At 48.1% G+C, this 15322-nt stretch carries 15 protein-coding genes; 8 read left to right on the forward strand and 7 right to left on the reverse strand.

The window, feature by feature from the left end:
* Nucleotides 1–33: 33 nt before the first annotated feature.
* Complete coding sequence (locus DK430_RS06770) at nucleotides 34–126, reverse strand: methionine/alanine import family NSS transporter small subunit (RefSeq protein ID WP_005702403.1); 93 nt, start codon at nucleotides 124–126, stop codon at nucleotides 34–36.
* 1 nt (nucleotide 127) lies between these two features.
* Nucleotides 128–1630: a sodium-dependent transporter gene (locus DK430_RS06775; protein ID WP_109078331.1), complete on the reverse strand. Its 1503-nt coding sequence runs from the start codon at nucleotides 1628–1630 to the stop codon at nucleotides 128–130.
* A 354-nt stretch (nucleotides 1631–1984) separates the two neighbouring features.
* Between DK430_RS06775 and DK430_RS06780 the strand changes: the two genes are divergently transcribed.
* The gene (locus DK430_RS06780) at nucleotides 1985–2668 is read left to right on the forward strand and encodes an rRNA large subunit pseudouridine synthase E (protein ID WP_109078332.1); all 684 of its coding nucleotides are present in this window, start codon (nucleotides 1985–1987) and stop codon (nucleotides 2666–2668) included.
* A 10-nt stretch (nucleotides 2669–2678) separates the two neighbouring features.
* On the forward strand, nucleotides 2679–3395 hold the full coding sequence (locus DK430_RS06785) for an MgtC/SapB family protein (protein ID WP_109078393.1): 717 nt from the start codon (nucleotides 2679–2681) through the stop codon (nucleotides 3393–3395).
* A gap of 32 nt (nucleotides 3396–3427) precedes the next feature.
* Here the strand turns inward: DK430_RS06785 and DK430_RS06790 are convergent, their stop codons facing one another.
* The 3 genes from DK430_RS06790 to DK430_RS06800 all read right to left on the reverse strand — a co-directional run bounded on the left by DK430_RS06790 (nucleotide 3428) and on the right by DK430_RS06800 (nucleotide 7016).
* Nucleotides 3428–4333: a DUF3298 domain-containing protein gene (locus tag DK430_RS06790; protein WP_109078333.1), complete on the reverse strand. Its 906-nt coding sequence runs from the start codon at nucleotides 4331–4333 to the stop codon at nucleotides 3428–3430.
* A gap of 214 nt (nucleotides 4334–4547) precedes the next feature.
* The gene (locus DK430_RS06795; protein ID WP_109078334.1) at nucleotides 4548–5822 is read right to left on the reverse strand and encodes an SLC13 family permease; all 1275 of its coding nucleotides are present in this window, start codon (nucleotides 5820–5822) and stop codon (nucleotides 4548–4550) included.
* Nucleotides 5823–5948: 126 nt separating this feature from the next.
* The gene (locus tag DK430_RS06800) at nucleotides 5949–7016 is read right to left on the reverse strand and encodes a tartrate dehydrogenase (protein ID WP_109078335.1); all 1068 of its coding nucleotides are present in this window, start codon (nucleotides 7014–7016) and stop codon (nucleotides 5949–5951) included.
* 165 nt (nucleotides 7017–7181) lie between these two features.
* Here DK430_RS06800 and DK430_RS06805 point away from each other — a divergent pair, with 165 nt between their 5' ends.
* Nucleotides 7182–8093 (forward strand): LysR family transcriptional regulator, encoded by a 912-nt coding sequence (locus tag DK430_RS06805; RefSeq protein ID WP_109078336.1) that lies wholly within the window; start codon nucleotides 7182–7184, stop codon nucleotides 8091–8093.
* 4 nt (nucleotides 8094–8097) lie between these two features.
* Here the strand turns inward: DK430_RS06805 and selB are convergent, their stop codons facing one another.
* Together selB and selA are read right to left on the reverse strand one after the other, a co-directional pair.
* On the reverse strand, nucleotides 8098–9957 hold the full coding sequence (gene selB, locus DK430_RS06810; protein ID WP_109078337.1) for a selenocysteine-specific translation elongation factor: 1860 nt from the start codon (nucleotides 9955–9957) through the stop codon (nucleotides 8098–8100).
* Nucleotides 9954–11348 (reverse strand): L-seryl-tRNA(Sec) selenium transferase, encoded by a 1395-nt coding sequence (selA, locus tag DK430_RS06815; RefSeq protein WP_109078338.1) that lies wholly within the window; start codon nucleotides 11346–11348, stop codon nucleotides 9954–9956. The genes selB and selA overlap by 4 nt, the downstream gene beginning before the upstream one ends.
* A gap of 152 nt (nucleotides 11349–11500) precedes the next feature.
* On the opposite strand from selA, the gene proS reads away from it, so the two are divergent.
* The 5 genes from proS to DK430_RS06840 all read left to right on the forward strand — a co-directional run bounded on the left by proS (nucleotide 11501) and on the right by DK430_RS06840 (nucleotide 15254).
* Nucleotides 11501–13216 carry a proline--tRNA ligase gene (proS, locus tag DK430_RS06820; protein ID WP_109078339.1) on the forward strand — a complete coding sequence of 572 codons (1716 nt, stop codon included), beginning with the start codon at nucleotides 11501–11503 and terminating at the stop codon, nucleotides 13214–13216.
* A gap of 66 nt (nucleotides 13217–13282) precedes the next feature.
* Entirely contained in the window at nucleotides 13283–13612 is a 330-nt protein-coding gene (locus DK430_RS06825) for a DMT family transporter (RefSeq protein ID WP_109078340.1), read from the forward strand.
* A 39-nt stretch (nucleotides 13613–13651) separates the two neighbouring features.
* A complete protein-coding gene (locus DK430_RS06830) occupies nucleotides 13652–13906 on the forward strand; it encodes an FAD assembly factor SdhE (RefSeq protein WP_109078341.1) in 255 nt (84 codons plus the stop codon).
* 143 nt (nucleotides 13907–14049) lie between these two features.
* Nucleotides 14050–14625 (forward strand): RNA polymerase sigma factor RpoE, encoded by a 576-nt coding sequence (gene rpoE / locus DK430_RS06835; RefSeq protein WP_109078342.1) that lies wholly within the window; start codon nucleotides 14050–14052, stop codon nucleotides 14623–14625.
* 44 nt (nucleotides 14626–14669) lie between these two features.
* The gene (locus tag DK430_RS06840) at nucleotides 14670–15254 is read left to right on the forward strand and encodes a sigma-E factor negative regulatory protein (RefSeq protein ID WP_109078343.1); all 585 of its coding nucleotides are present in this window, start codon (nucleotides 14670–14672) and stop codon (nucleotides 15252–15254) included.
* Nucleotides 15255–15322 lie beyond the last annotated feature (68 nt).

A 15322-nucleotide genomic window follows, 5' to 3' on the forward strand; every position in this document is an offset into this window, starting at 1 on the left:
GGTTTTTTCTTTCTTGACTCTTGACGTGCCGAATTATTCTTTCGGTAATCTGATCACGGAAACCAATAGCCCGCCCCAGATGATGATGAGGGCGATTGCCATCATGATAATTGCGTTGGTTGACATGTTATTTTACTCCTTGTGTTGGCGCTAAATGTTTCCATGGCAGACGGGAAAGTAGGAAGGCGATGACAACCAAACCGATTGCCATGCCCCAACCGAAGGCGTTGACGAACCAGTCCGGATAGCCTTCGTAGCCTTTTGTCAGGACTTTTGTGGCTTCTTTATAGAGCATGAAGGCTAACACGCCGGTGGTGATAACGATGCAGGCTTTCCAAATCATACCTACTCTGAAGGAACTGGTTTCGTTTAGGTGTTCGCCGAGTTCTTTTAATCTGCCGGTGACGATGATGGAGAATAAGGAGAAGAACGCCACGGCGACGATACCGAACATATTCACGAAGTTATCCATTGTGTCGAGCATCGGTAGGCCGGCTGCCGTGCCGAATAACAAGGTGGAAGCCACCATCATTGGTAAACCTACTAAGAAGGTCGCGTGGGCGCGGCGTAAGCGAAGTTTGTCCTGCACAGCGGAGATGATTACTTCCAATACGGAAATAAAGGAGGTTAAACCGGCGAACACCAAGGAGCCGAAGAATAACACGCCTAGCGCTTGACCGAGGGGCGCTTGGTTGATGATGGTCGGGAAGGCGAAGAAGGCTAAACCGATACCGCCTTTTGCCACTTCGCTTACATCCTGTCCGTTGGCGACGGCGATGAAACCTAGAGCGGAGAATACACCGATACCTGCCAACACTTCAAAGCTGCTGTTGGCAAAGCCTACTACCAAGCCCGCGCCGGTTAAATCCGATTCTTTTTTCAAATAGGAGGCGTAGGTCACCATGATGCCGAAACAAATGGAAAGAGAGAAGAAGATTTGCCCGTAGGCGGCAATCCATACGCTCGGGTCTTTTAATTTATCCCAATCCGGTGAGAATAAGGCGTTAAGCCCTTTTTCTGCGCCCGGTAAAAATAAGGAATAAACCACCAGGGTGACAAACATGATAACCAAAATTGGCATGAAGATAACGGAAGATCGAGCCACACCTTTTTGTACCCCAAAGGATAAAATCAATAAAGTGATAATCCAAACGGCAAGTAATGGGCCAACTACAGTCCCTACGAAGTCAAGGCTTAACGCAACTTCGCCTGCCATTTTGATGTGTTCGTGCAGGAAGAAATCCACCGGGTTGTTGCCCCAAGCGGAGCTAAAGGAATAATAGGCGTAACTCGCCGCCCAACCGAGAATTACCGCGTAATAAAGCCCGATGATGACGTTAATCATCACCTGCCACCAGCCGAAGGTTTCAAAGCCGGTTTTTAATTTGCGGTATGCCAATGGCGGGGAGGCACGGAATTTATGCCCAATGGCATAATCAAGGAAAAGTAACGGAATCCCGGCGGTTAATAAGGCAACGATATAAGGAATGATGAAAGCACCACCGCCGTTTTCGTAAGTGACGTACGGGAAACGCCAGATATTACCCAAACCTACCGCGGAGCCGATAGCGGCAAAAATAAATGCCCGGCGCCCGGAGAAAGTTTCGCGTTTGTGTGTGGAGTGTGTCATTTGAACACCTATGAATGTTAAAAATCAAAAGTTAAAAAAATGTTAGGCGGTCAATATAGACCAATATAAATGCGAGTCAATAGAGAGAAATAACAATTTTTATAAAAATCACGCTATTTTTATAATAAATCGTATTGTTTTATAGAATATTATTCTGTTTTTGCTTTTTGTTTTTAGAATAAAAAAATGAAATTAAAGTAAAACTGAATTTAACTGCTAAAAAACAGGGAAAAGCGCCGAATAAAACGCTGGACGAGGAAATTTCCCGTAAATCGGCGGAATTCAGTGGCGGAAATTTAAACTTTCGGTGAATTTAGTGTAAAGTATGCACAAGTTTTGAGTTACCTGAATCTTATGCAACCGGCGTCTTTTCATCGGGCGAAGAACAAGGCGAAAACGCGCAAAAGTGCGGTCGGTTTTCGCGGTGTTTCTAAACCTAAAATCACGTTTTCCCAAACAAAGGTCATTTTATTTAATAAGCCTTTTGATGTGTTGTGCCAATTTACCGACGAAAACGGGCGTAGCACACTGAAAGATTTTATTGATATGGCGGGGGTTTATCCCGTAGGGCGGTTGGATCGTGATAGCGAAGGATTATTGTTGCTGACCAATAACGGCGAGCTACAGCATCGCTTGGCGGAGCCTAAGTTCAAAATGGAAAAGACCTATTTTGTGCAGGTGGAAGGCGTGCCGGACGAAACGGCGCTGGTGCAACTTCGGCGTGGCGTACAATTAAAAGACGGCATGACATTGCCTGCAAAAGTGCGGTTGATTTCCGAGCCGGATTTTTTGTGGCAGCGTGTGCCGCCCATTCGTGAGCGCAAAAATATTCCCACCGCCTGGCTGGAAATAAAGATTTATGAAGGGCGAAATCGACAGGTGCGCAGAATGACGGCGCATATCGGTTTTCCGACGCTGCGTTTGATTCGCTATGAATTGGCGGGGTTCAACCTGCAAAATTTGATGCCGAAAACCTACCGTACGCTGACTCAAAACGAACTAAGCGAACTGTACCAATTACTTAAATTAACGATTTAACATGACTGATATGAATGACCTATTAAATTTTATTGAAACTTCCGCGCATAACAGCCACTTTTTCATCTTCGCCAAAATGGCGTTTGCTATGATTTTGGGCGGTATTATCGGTTTGGAACGGGAATTGAAAGCAAAACCGGTAGGTGTGAAAACCTGCATGATTATCGCCGTTACCACTTGCGTGCTCACCATCGTTTCTATTCAATCGGCGGAGCATTATGCGCAGGTGTCGGAAAACATCCGTACCGACCCTATGCGCTTGGCGGCGCAAGTGATCAGCGGCATCGGTTTCCTCGGTGCCGGCGTGATTTTGCGCAAACATAACGACGCCATTTCCGGCTTAACCACCGCCGCGATTATCTGGGCGGCGGCAGGCATCGGTATTGCTTCCGGTGCAGGTTTTTACTTTGATGCCATGATCGCCACCATCATGATTTTAATCGCTATCCGCTTAAGCCCTTATGTGCATAACTGGGTGCGTCATCGCGATAGAAAGAAAAAAACGCGAATCAACGCCACCTTATTGTCGCCGAACGCCATTGGGCAATTTGTTCAGTTGTTACATAACAACAACCATGCTATCGAAAACATTAATGTCAAAGATCAACCTAACGGCGAAACCAAGCTCTCCATTCGCTGCGCCATCAACGACAAAGCCACTATTCAGGAATTGTATTTATTGCTGAAAAATGATTCGAACGTGGTGAGTTTGGAACTGGAAAATTAAAAAAATCCCCAAGTTTGCGCTTGGGGATTTTTTTATTCAACAACGTTTTCCGTTAAATAGTCGAACTGCGGCATAAGCAACTTCTCTTCTTTGAGTTGCCACCAATATAGGGTCAGTTCTTTTTCTCCTTCCGCAAAACTGCCAATGGCATAAGGCGGGTAAACGAAGGCAATGCCGTCTCGAGAGAAGTAAAAGTCTTTTGGTACATAAAACTCGGATTTCGGTGTAAATGTCTCGTTATTCGATTCGTTACTGTAAGCATTCCATAACAATTCTTTTAATTTATCATGTTGATCCGGATTGATGACCTCATCAATATCCAGCAGGTTTTTTTTCGCCAAATCAATGTTGAGGAATTCGGTGGAATACATTCCATGAGCACCGCCGAAATAGCCGTAATAATTGATAGTGAAGGTTGCCAAATTTTCCTTTTGACCGAGATACTTAACATTAAAATTGGTGGTTCTACCAAGCGCTTCGTTGTTTTTAACATAGCTAACACTGTCTGTATAAAGTGTTTGTAACTGCTCCACAAATTGTTGTTTGCTCTCAATTTTATCTTGACCCTCTGCCGTGAATTTGCGGATTAATTCGTTTAACAGCAAATCCGTCAGCCAATCCATGTTGGTTTTTAGGGTTTTCACGCTGACTTTCGCCTCGGCGCTTTCCCGCACATAGCCATCGGAAGGTTCGGCGGGTTTTTTGTCGAACTTAACGGTTTCCGATTTCTCAAACAGTACTTCCGGTTCCACTCGAACGGCTTGATTTTCCGCCAAATCCACCACTTGCTTTTGCAGGTTATCCACTTGCGTATTTAATTGTTCTATCGTCTGCGCCTGTTTTTGCGCTTGCTCGATAAGCGCGGTTTTTTCTTTGTCGTCGCAGGCGGTAAGCATTAGGCTACCGGCGATGAGTGTGGCGATGAGTAATTTCTTCATGGAAACTCCTTATAAATTCATGGCAAAAAATGACCGCACTTTTTACCGTTATGTTGATTCGACGGAGTTATTAAACGCTGTTTTGTTTCGTCTTGCAACCGACAAAGGGAAGAGAATGCCGGAGACGGGCGGTCAGGTCAGAGGACTTGAGGCATGAGAGGCGAAAAAGTGCGGTGGAAATTTAAGGTGTTTTTTCACCGCACTTTTGCCCGAACTACGGAAAGAATGGGAAGAAAATCGGCAGTAGAATGAGACTGACGATAGTGGCGACAATAATCAGCGGCACGCCCGCTTTGACATAATCCATAAATTTATAACCGCCAATGGACAACACCATGGTATTTGCCGGCATGCCGATTGGCGTTGCGTAAGCACAGGAGGCGCCGATGACGGTTGCCATTAATACCGCGCGCGGATCGGCACCAAGGGCATTGGCGATGGACAGGCTGATCGGCGCAAGCAAGGCGGTGGTGGCGGTGTTCGACATGAAATTGGTCAAGACGCAGCTGATGATGAATACGGTTACCAATAAAGCGAAGGGATTCGGTTTGTCGCCTAACAAGCCAATAATGCTGTTGGCGATTTCCGCCCCTGCACCGGTATCTTTTAACGCCGTAGCAAGCGCTAACGTGCCGCCGAACAGATAAATTACCTGCGAATCCACCGACTTATACGCCTGTTTCTCCGAAATCACGCCGGTTAGCACCAGTAAAATGGCGCCGATACAGCCGGAAATATAGAGTTTAATGCCGATGACCTCTTCAAAAATCATTGCCAATAAGGTGGCGATTAGAATAATCAACGATAGATGCTGTTTCCACGGCGGCACGTCACTATAATCATGTTTGCCATGATAAATGGAGTCGGACATACTTAAATTTTCTTTGTTCGGCAACAGCTTATAGCCAAAAAATGCAAAATAAATAATGCCCGCAAGCAGAATCGGCAGTCCCACTTTGGCGTATTCAAAAAAGCCGAATTTTAAGCCGGTGCCCTGTTCCAACACGCCTTGCGCAATCAGGTTGCCCGGTGCGCCGATAAGCGACAGATTACCGCCCATGGCGGCGGCGAATACCAGCGGCATTAATAAACGGGAACGGGCAAAATTAGCGCGGGTGGCGATGCCCACCACCACAGGAATTAAGATGGCGGCACTGCCGGTATTGGACAGAAAGCCTGACATAGTGCCGGTAATGAGCATGATGGCAATGATTAACTGGCGTTCGGTTTTGGCAAAACGGGTCACCAATCCACCGATTTTATTTGCCATGCCGGTTTCAAACAATGCTCCACCGACGATAAACATGGCGACGAATAGAATCACATTGGGATCGATAAAACCATGAAAAGCGGTTTTGACATCCAGCACCCCGGTTAAGACCAGTCCGATACAGACGATCATCGCGGTCAGCGCCAGCGGAATTTTTTCCCATACGAACATCACAATCGCAAACAACAGAAACAGCAGGGTGATAGTACTTGCACTCATAGATCCGTCCTCTTGTGTGAAAGTTAGATGACGCCCGTCACCATTGCATTATCGGGCGCGTTTAAGACAGTTCCGCAAAGAATATGCGACAAGTGCCGCCGGGGAGGCGGCACTTGAGAGGTTTAATTATTGATTAAGGATTTCTTTAATCACCGCATCGGTGACTTCCTTGGTGGTGGCGTTGCCGCCTAAATCCGGCGTTTGAATGCCGTCGGCACAGACTTTTTCCACGGCTGCCATAAGTATATCGGCGGCTTGTTTTTCGCCTAAATGCTCCAGCATTTGCGCTGCCGTCCAGAAACTGGCGACCGGGTTGGCGATGCCTTTGCCGGTAATATCAAAAGCGGATCCGTGAATCGGTTCAAACATGGATGGGAAACGGCGTTCCGGATCGATATTGGCGGTCGGTGCGACACCCAGACTACCGGCTAGTGCACCTGCCAAATCGGAGAGAATATCCGCGTGCAGGTTGGTGGCGACGATAGTATCCAGTGATTCCGGATGTAGCGTCATACGTACGGTCATAGCATCCACCAACATTTTATCCCAAGTGACATCCGGGAACTCTTTTGCCACTTCGGCGGCGATTTCGTCCCACATCACCATGCCGTGTCGCTGCGCGTTGGATTTGGTGACGACGGTGAGTAATTTGCGCGGTCTGGATTGTGCCAGTTTAAAAGCGTAACGCATAATACGGGTGACGCCGACGCGGGTAAAAATCGCCACTTCGGTGCCTACTTCTTCCGGCAAACCTTTGTGTGCGCGACCGCCGTGACCGGAATATTCCCCTTCGGAGTTTTCACGCACGATCACCCAATCCAAATCGTCCGGACCGGCATTACGCAACGGCGATTGAATACCTCGGAAGATTTTGGTCGGACGCACGTTGGCATATTGGTCGAAACCCTGGCAAATCGGCAAACGCAAGCCCCATAACGTAATGTGATCCGGCACATCCGGCGCACCTACCGCACCGAAATAAATGGCATCGAATTTTTTCAAGGTATCTAATCCGTCGGCGGGCATCATTACGCCGTTTTTCTTGTAATAATAGGAACCCCAATCAAAATTTTGCACGTCAAATTTTACGTCGCCCAAGCGTTGTTCCAAGCTTTTTAATACATCAACCCCGGCGGAAATCACTTCAATACCGATACCGTCGGCAGGAATGGCGGCAATTTTATAGTTACGCATAATGAGTCTCCTTTAAGTCTGTTGGCGGTTTGAAAACGTAGCACCTGCGTGGGTGCGGGTGCTTGTCATTATGCGCAAACGCGGGGTATCATCAAGCGCATCGGTTTATACAAAAAATTGACATAATCGTCTCGAATAAAAACCATGGGCTAATCGGGGGTTGTTATGGAATTACATCACTTACGGTGTTTTGTGGCGGTAGCGGAAACCTTGCATTTCGGGCAGGCGGCGCACAACCTGAATATACTGCCTTCGGCACTGGGACGTTATATTAAGTTGTTGGAAGACGATCTCGGCACGCGTTTATTAGTGCGTTCAACCCGCAATGTGATGTTGACCGATTACGGTGCACAGTTTTTGCCTGAAGCGCGGAAAATTATTGCGGATGCGGACGAATTACAGAAGCGTTTTCAAAATCTGGCGCGAAGAAAATCCAATCATTTGCGCATCGGCGCTATCGATAGTGTCGTGGTCGGGCTTGTGCCGCATGTTCTGAGTGCATTTTGCGCCCGTTACCCCGATGTGGACATTCATATTACGGAAGATAAGACCTCAAAATTGCTACCGAAATTGAAATCGGGGCGATTGGATGTGATTTTTGCCCGTTCCGTGCCGACGGATAATGCGCTGGAAAATCATTTTTTGTTTTATGAGAATGTGGCGCTGGTGGTGCACGCTGATCACCCGCTTGCCCATAAGTCACAAGTGAGGGTGTCGGATCTTGCCGACGTACCGCTGATTGTGCCGGAACGTAAAGCCCGCCCGCACAGCCATGATTTAACCACCCACCTGTTCGCTAACAGTGCCATACCACCCCGATTGTTACAACTTGCCGATGAAAAATTGACGATTCTAAATATGGTTGCCGCCCGTTTGGGCGCGGCGATCATGCCGAGTTGGGTGACGCAAATGTCCGCTTTAAGGGTGAAATCCGTGCCTTTGGCGGCAGAGTTTCAGTCGATTCGTGAAAAACTACCGGTGTCCGCCCTTTGGCTTAAACATTCGCGCGATGAATGGCGGGATAAATTGATGAATGTGGTAGCGGCAGAATTACCAACCATTCTGCCGATTTATTGAGCCGTTATAAATCAAACACATCTGCGTCGCGCAACACATGAATGTTGCCTTTGCGGCGCAGGAAGCCACAGCGGTCGAAATATTCCACCAGTTGCACGGTCATTTTGCGTCCGAATTGTAGTGCGTCGCGTAATTCGTTCACCGAAAAACCTTCTTTGTCGGCGACAAGTTGCTTGATTAAACGGGCGAAGGCGTAAATGTTCTCGGTGAGGAAGAAGCGGTCTTTCACCACGGCGGTTAAATAGCCCAGTTTGCCCGCTTTGTAGAGAAAATTACGCATGGCACTTTCTTCCTGCCCCAACAGACCGGCAAGGTCACGCACCCATAAGGCTTGTCCGTTATGTTGCTCGAATTGGGTGAGAACCTGCTGCCATAATGCGCGTTCCTGCTCGTTAAATTGAATTTTATGCTCGGCGGTGTGTAGCCAGCCACGAGTTTGTTGCAGTTGGTTTTGCGCAAGTAAATCATCGATAAAATGATAAATCAGTTTTTCCGGCTGATTGAGCGCGGCGATGCGATACAAACGGGCTTTGCCTAAGCCTAATTGGTCGGGGTGTTGCTCGTGGTATTGCGTCAGTGCGGTCAATAATTTTGCCGTTTGTTGCGCGTGATAATCGGCATTGAAACACCAGCTTTGGAAGCGAATATCGCCGTTTTTCTCAAGCACCTCGTTCAGTTGCGCGCTCGTCAATTGTTCAATCCACATTAACCGCTCGGCTTCTGCAGCCTGATTTTGCAAATAAAGTGCGGTGCGTTTTTCAGGTGTTTCGGCTTGGATCAGTCGGCGTAAATAATCGAAACGGGCTTCCGTGCGTTTGTGTCGCTTCGGCGAATCGATTTCAATGACCTTTGCGCCACCCAACACGGCGGTGGAGTTGCTGTTACGCAGAATGATTTTGTCGCCGTATGCCAAAAACAGCGGTTGCTCCAAAATCAGCTCCGCTAATGCTTGTTCCTGTGGCGCCAGTTTTTGTTGTTGTAACAACGTCAGTTTGCCGGTGGTGTGCGAGGCGGCGTGATAAATATGTACCGGCTGGCTTTCGTTCAGCGAAATTTGGCTTTCCAACCAAACGGTGACGCGATCCGTCGGTTTGCCGGGCGGTTGGGAGAACAGCCAATCGCCGCGCTCGATTAAAGTGCGGTCGAAATCCAGGTTAATATTTAACGCCAGCCGTTGCCCCGCCAAGCCTTCGCTGTTTTGCTCATTTTGCGCGTGGATATTTTTCACCCGCACTTTTTGCCCGTTGCTTAAATACAGCTCGTCGTCGATAGCCACTTTGCCCGCAAACGCCGTGCCCGTCACCACCGTGCCCGCCCCTTTAATGGTGAAAATGCGGTCGATGGCATAACGAAACGGTTTTTCTGTGTCTGAGAGCTCCGGCAACTGCGCCAAATAATCGCGTAGCGTTTCAATGCCTGCGCCGGTGGTGGCGGAGGTGACGAAAAAGTGACTGTTCGCCAAGAGCGGATATTGCCCACGCAATTGGTTTTCCAACGCATCGATTTGTTGCTTGTCGGCGCGGTCGGCTTTGGTGATGACCACCATGATTTCCTGTAACTGCAACAGGCTCAAAATGTTTAAATGTTCGATGGTTTGCGCCTGCACGCCTTCGTCTGCGGCGACAATAAGCATGGCGTAGTGAATGCCGCCCAGCCCCGCCAGCATATTGGCGAGAAAGCGATCGTGTCCCGGCACATCGATAAAGCCGAGAATCTGATCGTTTAACGGCAAATAGGCGTAGCCCAAATTGATGGTCATGCCGCGCTTTTTTTCTTCCGGTAAATGCGCCGTGTGGGTGCCGGTGAGGGCTTGCAACAAGGCGGTTTTGCCGTGGTCAACGTGTCCGGAGGTAACGATAATCATAATGTCTCCAAGCTGTCTAGAAGGCGATCAAGGCTCGCCAAACTGCGTAAATCTAACCAAATTTTATCCCGTTCGATACGCCCGATAATCGGCTGCGGTAATGCCAACAACCGGGCGAAAAGTGCGGTGATTTTTGCCGGCGTTTTTTCATCGGTAGGCGCAATGGTCACCGCTACGGACGGCATTCGCGCTAACGGCTGAGAGCCACTGCCGATTTGCGCTTCGCTCGGTTCAATGGCAACGAGATAGTCTGCATTTAAGCGATTTTCCAACTGCACTTTTAGTTGTTCCGCCTGCGTTTGTAACTGTTCCACGGGCGTTGTCAGCAACGAAAGTGCTGTCAGTTTTTCGGTGATTTTTTCCGGCTGCAAATATAAGCGTAAAGTGGCTTCCAGCCCGGCAAGGGTCACTTTATCGCAACGCAGCACGCGTTTGAGCGGGTGGGCTTGCAGCTGTTCAATCAGCGCTTTTTTGCCCACGATAATGCCCGCTTGCGGGCCGCCCAGCAGTTTGTCGCCGGAGAAAGAAATCAAATCCACGCCGTGCTGCAATTTTTCCTGCACCGTCGGCTCTGCCGGCAAGTGGTATTGTTTCAGATCGATTAAAGCGCCGCTGCCCAAATCCGTGATGACCGGAATGCCGAACTCTTTGCCCAATGCCGCCAGTTCCTGTTCGTCGACGGCGTGGGTGAAGCCGCAAATTTGGTAGTTACTGCTGTGAACTTTCATTAAAAAGGCGGTATTTTCGTTAATTGCATTGCGATAATCTTTTAAATGGGTGCGATTGGTGGTGCCCACCTCTACCAGTTTACAGCCCGCTTGCGCCATGATGTCGGGAATGCGGAACGCGCCGCCGATTTCAATCAATTCGCCACGGGAAATAATCACTTCCTTGCCTTGCGCGAAGGTCGCCAACATCAGTAACACCGCCGCTGCGTTATTATTCACCACACACGCCGCTTCGGCGCCCGTGAGTCGGTTTAATAAGGCGCTGATGTAATTGTCCCGATGGCTGCGCTCGCCTGCGCTTAAATCGTATTCCAACGCCACGTTGCCCTGCATCGCATCTAACGCCGCTTGTTGTGCCGCCGGCGACCACAACGCGCGCCCGAGGTTGGTGTGCAACACCGTGCCGGTTAAATTATGCACGGTTTTGATGTTCACCTGTTGCTGTAACAAAAGTTGTTGGCGAAGGTATTGAAAGGTGGCGTCCGTATCCTGCAAAAAGTGCGGTAGGTTTTCGTGGCGTTTTATGTGTTCGCGCGCCAGTTGCAACATCTCGCGGGACTGATTGACGGTGGCGCTGTGACCGAACTCCGCCACCAGCTGTTCGCCTTGCAGGGTTTTGAGGAGTTTATCGACGGCGGGGAGGGCTTGATAAAGGGCTGACATGATGATTCCTTTTTTACGGGGTTAAATCGGCGCATTAAATGCGGCGGTAACGCGCGAAACCTGATTTCCTGCTTGCTTTTGCTTGCGCATTAGATACACTATCGCCAATTTTTTTCTCATATTTTTAACTCTTCAGAATTATAGGTAATTCAATGCGTACAAGTAAATATTTATTATCCACCTTAAAGGAAACCCCGGCGGAAGCGGCAATTGTCAGCCATCAGTTAATGTTGCGTGCCGGCATGATTCGCCCGCTTGCTTCAGGGCTTTATAACTGGATGCCGACCGGCTGGCGCGTGCTGCAAAAAGTCGAAAACATCATTCGTGAAGAAATGAACAAAAGCGGCGCCATCGAGATCAAAATGCCGGTGGTACAACCGGCGGAGTTGTGGCAGGAATCCGGCCGTTGGGATCAGTATGGACCGGAATTATTGCGTTTTACCGACCGTGGCGAACGCGGTTTTGTCATCGGCCCGACTAACGAAGAAGCCATTACCGACTTAATGCGTCGCGAAGTGACCTCTTACCGTCAACTTCCCCTCAATTTGTATCATATTCAAACCAAATTCCGTGACGAAGTGCGCCCGCGTTTCGGTGTGATGCGTAGCCGTGAATTCATCATGAAAGACGCTTATTCTTTCCACATGGACAAAGAAAGTTTGCAGCAAACCTATGACGTGATGTACCAAACCTACAGCAATATTTTTACCCGCTTAGGCTTGGATTTCCGCGCTGTGCAGGCGGACACTGGCTCTATTGGCGGCAGTGCGTCCCATGAGTTCCAAGTGCTTGCCAACAGCGGCGAAGACGATGTGATTTTCTCCACCGAATCCGATTACGCGGCGAATATCGAACTTGCCGAAGCCGTTGCCGTCGGCGAACGTGCGCAACCGACCAAAGCCATGGAATTGGTGGATACACCGAACGCGAAAACCATTGCGGAGCTGGTAGAACAGTTCAATCAGCCCATTGAAAAAACCGTCAAAACCCTGATTGTTAAAGGCGCGAGCGAAGAACAGCCGTTGGTGGCGTTAATCATTCGCGGCGATCACGAGTTAAACGAAGTGAAAGCGGAAAAACTGGCGGAAGTGGCTTCCCCGTTTGAATTTGCCGATGAAGCGGCGATTAAAGCCAAAATCGGCGCGGGCGTCGGTTCTCTTGGCCCGGTTAACTTAAACATTCCGGTGATTATCGACCGCAGCGTGGCAATCCTGTCCGATTTCAGCGCGGGCGCGAATATTGACGGCAAACATTATTTCAACATTAACTGGGAGCGCGATGTGGCGTTGCCGAAAGTCGCCGATCTTCGTAACGTGGTGGAAGGTGACCCGAGCCCGGATGGTAAAGGCACGTTGCTCATTAAGCGTGGTATCGAAGTGGGACATATTTTCCAATTAGGCGATAAATATTCCAAAGCGATGAACGCCACCGTGCAGGGGGAAGACGGTCGTCCAACGATCGTTACCATGGGTTGCTACGGTATCGGCGTGACCCGCGTGGTGGCGGCGGCGATTGAGCAGCATCACGACGAACGCGGTATTATTTGGCCATCCGATGCCATGGCGCCGTTCACCGTAGCGATTGTGCCGATGAACATGCACAAATCGGAAAGCGTGCAACAATTCGCCGAGGATTTATACCGCACTTTATTGGCGCAGGGCGTGGAAGTGATTTTCGATGACCGCAAAGAACGCCCGGGCGTAATGTTCGCCGACATGGAGCTCATCGGTGTGCCGCACATGGTAGTGATCGGTGAGAAAAATCTGGCGAACGGCGAAATCGAATATAAAAACCGTCGTAGCGGCGAGAAGCAGATGATCGCCAAAGATCAACTGATTGATTTCCTGAAAAGCCAAATTAAAGCGTAATTTACCGAATAAAGTGCGGTCGGATTTTTAACTGAATTTCCGACCGCACTTTTGTGTGAGGAAAGCATGAATCCGTGGATGTTATTGGCGATTTCCATTTGTTTGGAAATCGTGGCGACCAGCCTGCTGAAAGTGAGCGATAGCTTTACCAAGCCGCTTCCGACCCTCGGCGCGTTGGCGTTTTATGGTTGTTCCTTTTATTTTGTGTCCATTATTTTTCGCACGCTTTCCGTGGGCTTGGTGTATGCCATTTGGTCCGGTGTGGGCATTGTGTTGACGGCGATTGTGGCGTATTTTGCCTTCGGGCAGAAAATCGACACCGTCGGTTTAATTGGGATTGGGCTGATTATTAGCGGCGTATTGGTGATTAATTTATTTTCGCAAACGACACACTGATTATATAATTCGCCCGTTGTGGTGATTAAGGAGATCAAAATGACAGATTATGATCCGTTTCGCATTGAGTGGGATTGCCGGCGCGGTATGTTGGAGTTGGATAAGGTCATTATGCCTTTTTATCAGCAATATTTCGCCCGATTAAGCGAACAGAAAAAAGCTGTTTTCGTGCGGTTATTGGCGTGTTCCGACTTGCAATTATTTTCATGGTTTTTTAATAACGGCACGATCGAGGATCCGGAATTACGTCAAATGGTGGCGGAAATCCAACAAAAATTAAATCTAACACATTGATTAATTTGTTATTAATTTTAATGTGTGTTTTTTGTAAAGTTTGTAAAGGGACTGAACTTTTTTTCTTTCACTTCGTCTAACGCATTACAAGAAGCTTGCTGGCTTTGAAATTAAAGCTTGTTAGAAGTGATATATGAGGTTATATGGCTGAACAGCTAACAGATCAAGCTTTGGTAGAAAGGGTACAGCAGGGAGATAAGAAAGCTTTCAACTTATTGGTATCACGTTATCAAAATAAAGTGGCTGGATTACTGACTCGGTATATTTCACCGAATGATATTCCTGATGTTGTACAAGAATCATTTATAAAAGCATATCGTTCCATTGATTCGTTTCGCGGTGATAGCGCTTTCTACACTTGGCTATATAGAATCGCAGTAAATACTGCAAAAAATTATTTAACTGCACAAGGGCGTCGCCCGCCGAATGAAGATATTCTGGCTGAAGATGCAGAATCCTACGATGTGGGGACAAATTTACGGGATGTGGATACGCCCGAAAATGAAATGTTATCCAATGAATTGAAAAAGATTGTGTTTGATACGATCAAAGGCTTGCAGGAAGATTTGCGCACGGCAATTACTTTACGCGAAATCGAAGGATTGAGTTATGAAGAAATTGCGGAAATTATGGATTGCCCGGTGGGAACCGTTAGATCGCGGATTTTCAGAGCGCGTGAAATTATCGAAAGCAAGGTCAAACCGCTTTTACAACGTTAATAGACATAAACAGCAACACAACTACGGTTAGTCGGAGTAAACAAATGCAAAAAGAATTACTTTCAGCATACATTGACGGTGAGCAGGTTAGCAGTGAACTCACCGAACAATTATGCCAAGATGCGGAATTGCAAGAAAGCTGGGCGAATTTTCATACGATTCGCGCGGTGATGCGTCAGGAGACAAACGTTTTCTTAGGTGCTGATTTCACTGCAAAAATGGAAAGTCTGATTGCGGATGAAGAAATTGTCGTTGCACAACCGACCGTTTCCCAGCCACTACCACAAGAAGTGGAATCTTCTCCGTTTATGCAAAAACTGAAGTCATGGTTTGTGCCGATGACACAGGTTGCGGTGGCGGCAAGCGTATGTTTGGTGGCTGTGTTGGGCGTGCAATCCCTTAACAACAAATCTGCCGTGCAAAATGCGCCGGATACGCCGGTATTACAAACCTTACCGTTTAACAACGGCGTACAGGAAGTAAGCTATAATGCGCCGACCAAAGATGTGATTACCACCGAACAGTTGGAACAAAAAAATAAACGTATCGGTGCGATGTTGCAAAGTTACGAACTACAACGCCGGGTTTACGGCGATTCCTTAAGTTTGGAACAAACCCGCGCAAAATAAACTTTGTATGTTTTCCGGTATGACTGTTTGCTGAAAAATTCACCACCATTTTTGGTGGTGAATTTGTT

Origin of the sequence: Aggregatibacter kilianii, assembly GCF_003129965.1 — a bacterium.
In the GTDB taxonomy this organism is placed as follows: domain Bacteria; phylum Pseudomonadota; class Gammaproteobacteria; order Enterobacterales; family Pasteurellaceae; genus Aggregatibacter; species Aggregatibacter kilianii_A.

Excerpts from the sequence above, each read along its gene's own strand:
- DK430_RS06825 (WP_109078340.1), top strand. The coding sequence starts at position 13,283 with ATGAATCCGTGGATGTTATTGGCGATTTCCATTTGTTTGGAAATCGTG.
- proS (WP_109078339.1), top strand. The coding sequence starts at position 11,501 with ATGCGTACAAGTAAATATTTATTATCCACCTTAAAGGAAACCCCGGCG.
- DK430_RS06795 (WP_109078334.1), bottom strand. The coding sequence starts at position 5,822 with ATGAGTGCAAGTACTATCACCCTGCTGTTTCTGTTGTTTGCGATTGTG.
- selB (WP_109078337.1), bottom strand. The coding sequence starts at position 9,957 with ATGATTATCGTTACCTCCGGACACGTTGACCACGGCAAAACCGCCTTG.
- DK430_RS06805 (WP_109078336.1), top strand. The coding sequence starts at position 7,182 with ATGGAATTACATCACTTACGGTGTTTTGTGGCGGTAGCGGAAACCTTG.
- rpoE (WP_109078342.1), top strand. The coding sequence starts at position 14,050 with ATGGCTGAACAGCTAACAGATCAAGCTTTGGTAGAAAGGGTACAGCAG.
- DK430_RS06840 (WP_109078343.1), top strand. The coding sequence starts at position 14,670 with ATGCAAAAAGAATTACTTTCAGCATACATTGACGGTGAGCAGGTTAGC.
- DK430_RS06830 (WP_109078341.1), top strand. The coding sequence starts at position 13,652 with ATGACAGATTATGATCCGTTTCGCATTGAGTGGGATTGCCGGCGCGGT.
- DK430_RS06770 (WP_005702403.1), bottom strand. The coding sequence starts at position 126 with ATGTCAACCAACGCAATTATCATGATGGCAATCGCCCTCATCATCATC.
- DK430_RS06775 (WP_109078331.1), bottom strand. The coding sequence starts at position 1,630 with ATGACACACTCCACACACAAACGCGAAACTTTCTCCGGGCGCCGGGCA.
- selA (WP_109078338.1), bottom strand. The coding sequence starts at position 11,348 with ATGTCAGCCCTTTATCAAGCCCTCCCCGCCGTCGATAAACTCCTCAAA.
- DK430_RS06785 (WP_109078393.1), top strand. The coding sequence starts at position 2,679 with ATGAATGACCTATTAAATTTTATTGAAACTTCCGCGCATAACAGCCAC.
- DK430_RS06780 (WP_109078332.1), top strand. The coding sequence starts at position 1,985 with ATGCAACCGGCGTCTTTTCATCGGGCGAAGAACAAGGCGAAAACGCGC.
- DK430_RS06790 (WP_109078333.1), bottom strand. The coding sequence starts at position 4,333 with ATGAAGAAATTACTCATCGCCACACTCATCGCCGGTAGCCTAATGCTT.
- DK430_RS06800 (WP_109078335.1), bottom strand. The coding sequence starts at position 7,016 with ATGCGTAACTATAAAATTGCCGCCATTCCTGCCGACGGTATCGGTATT.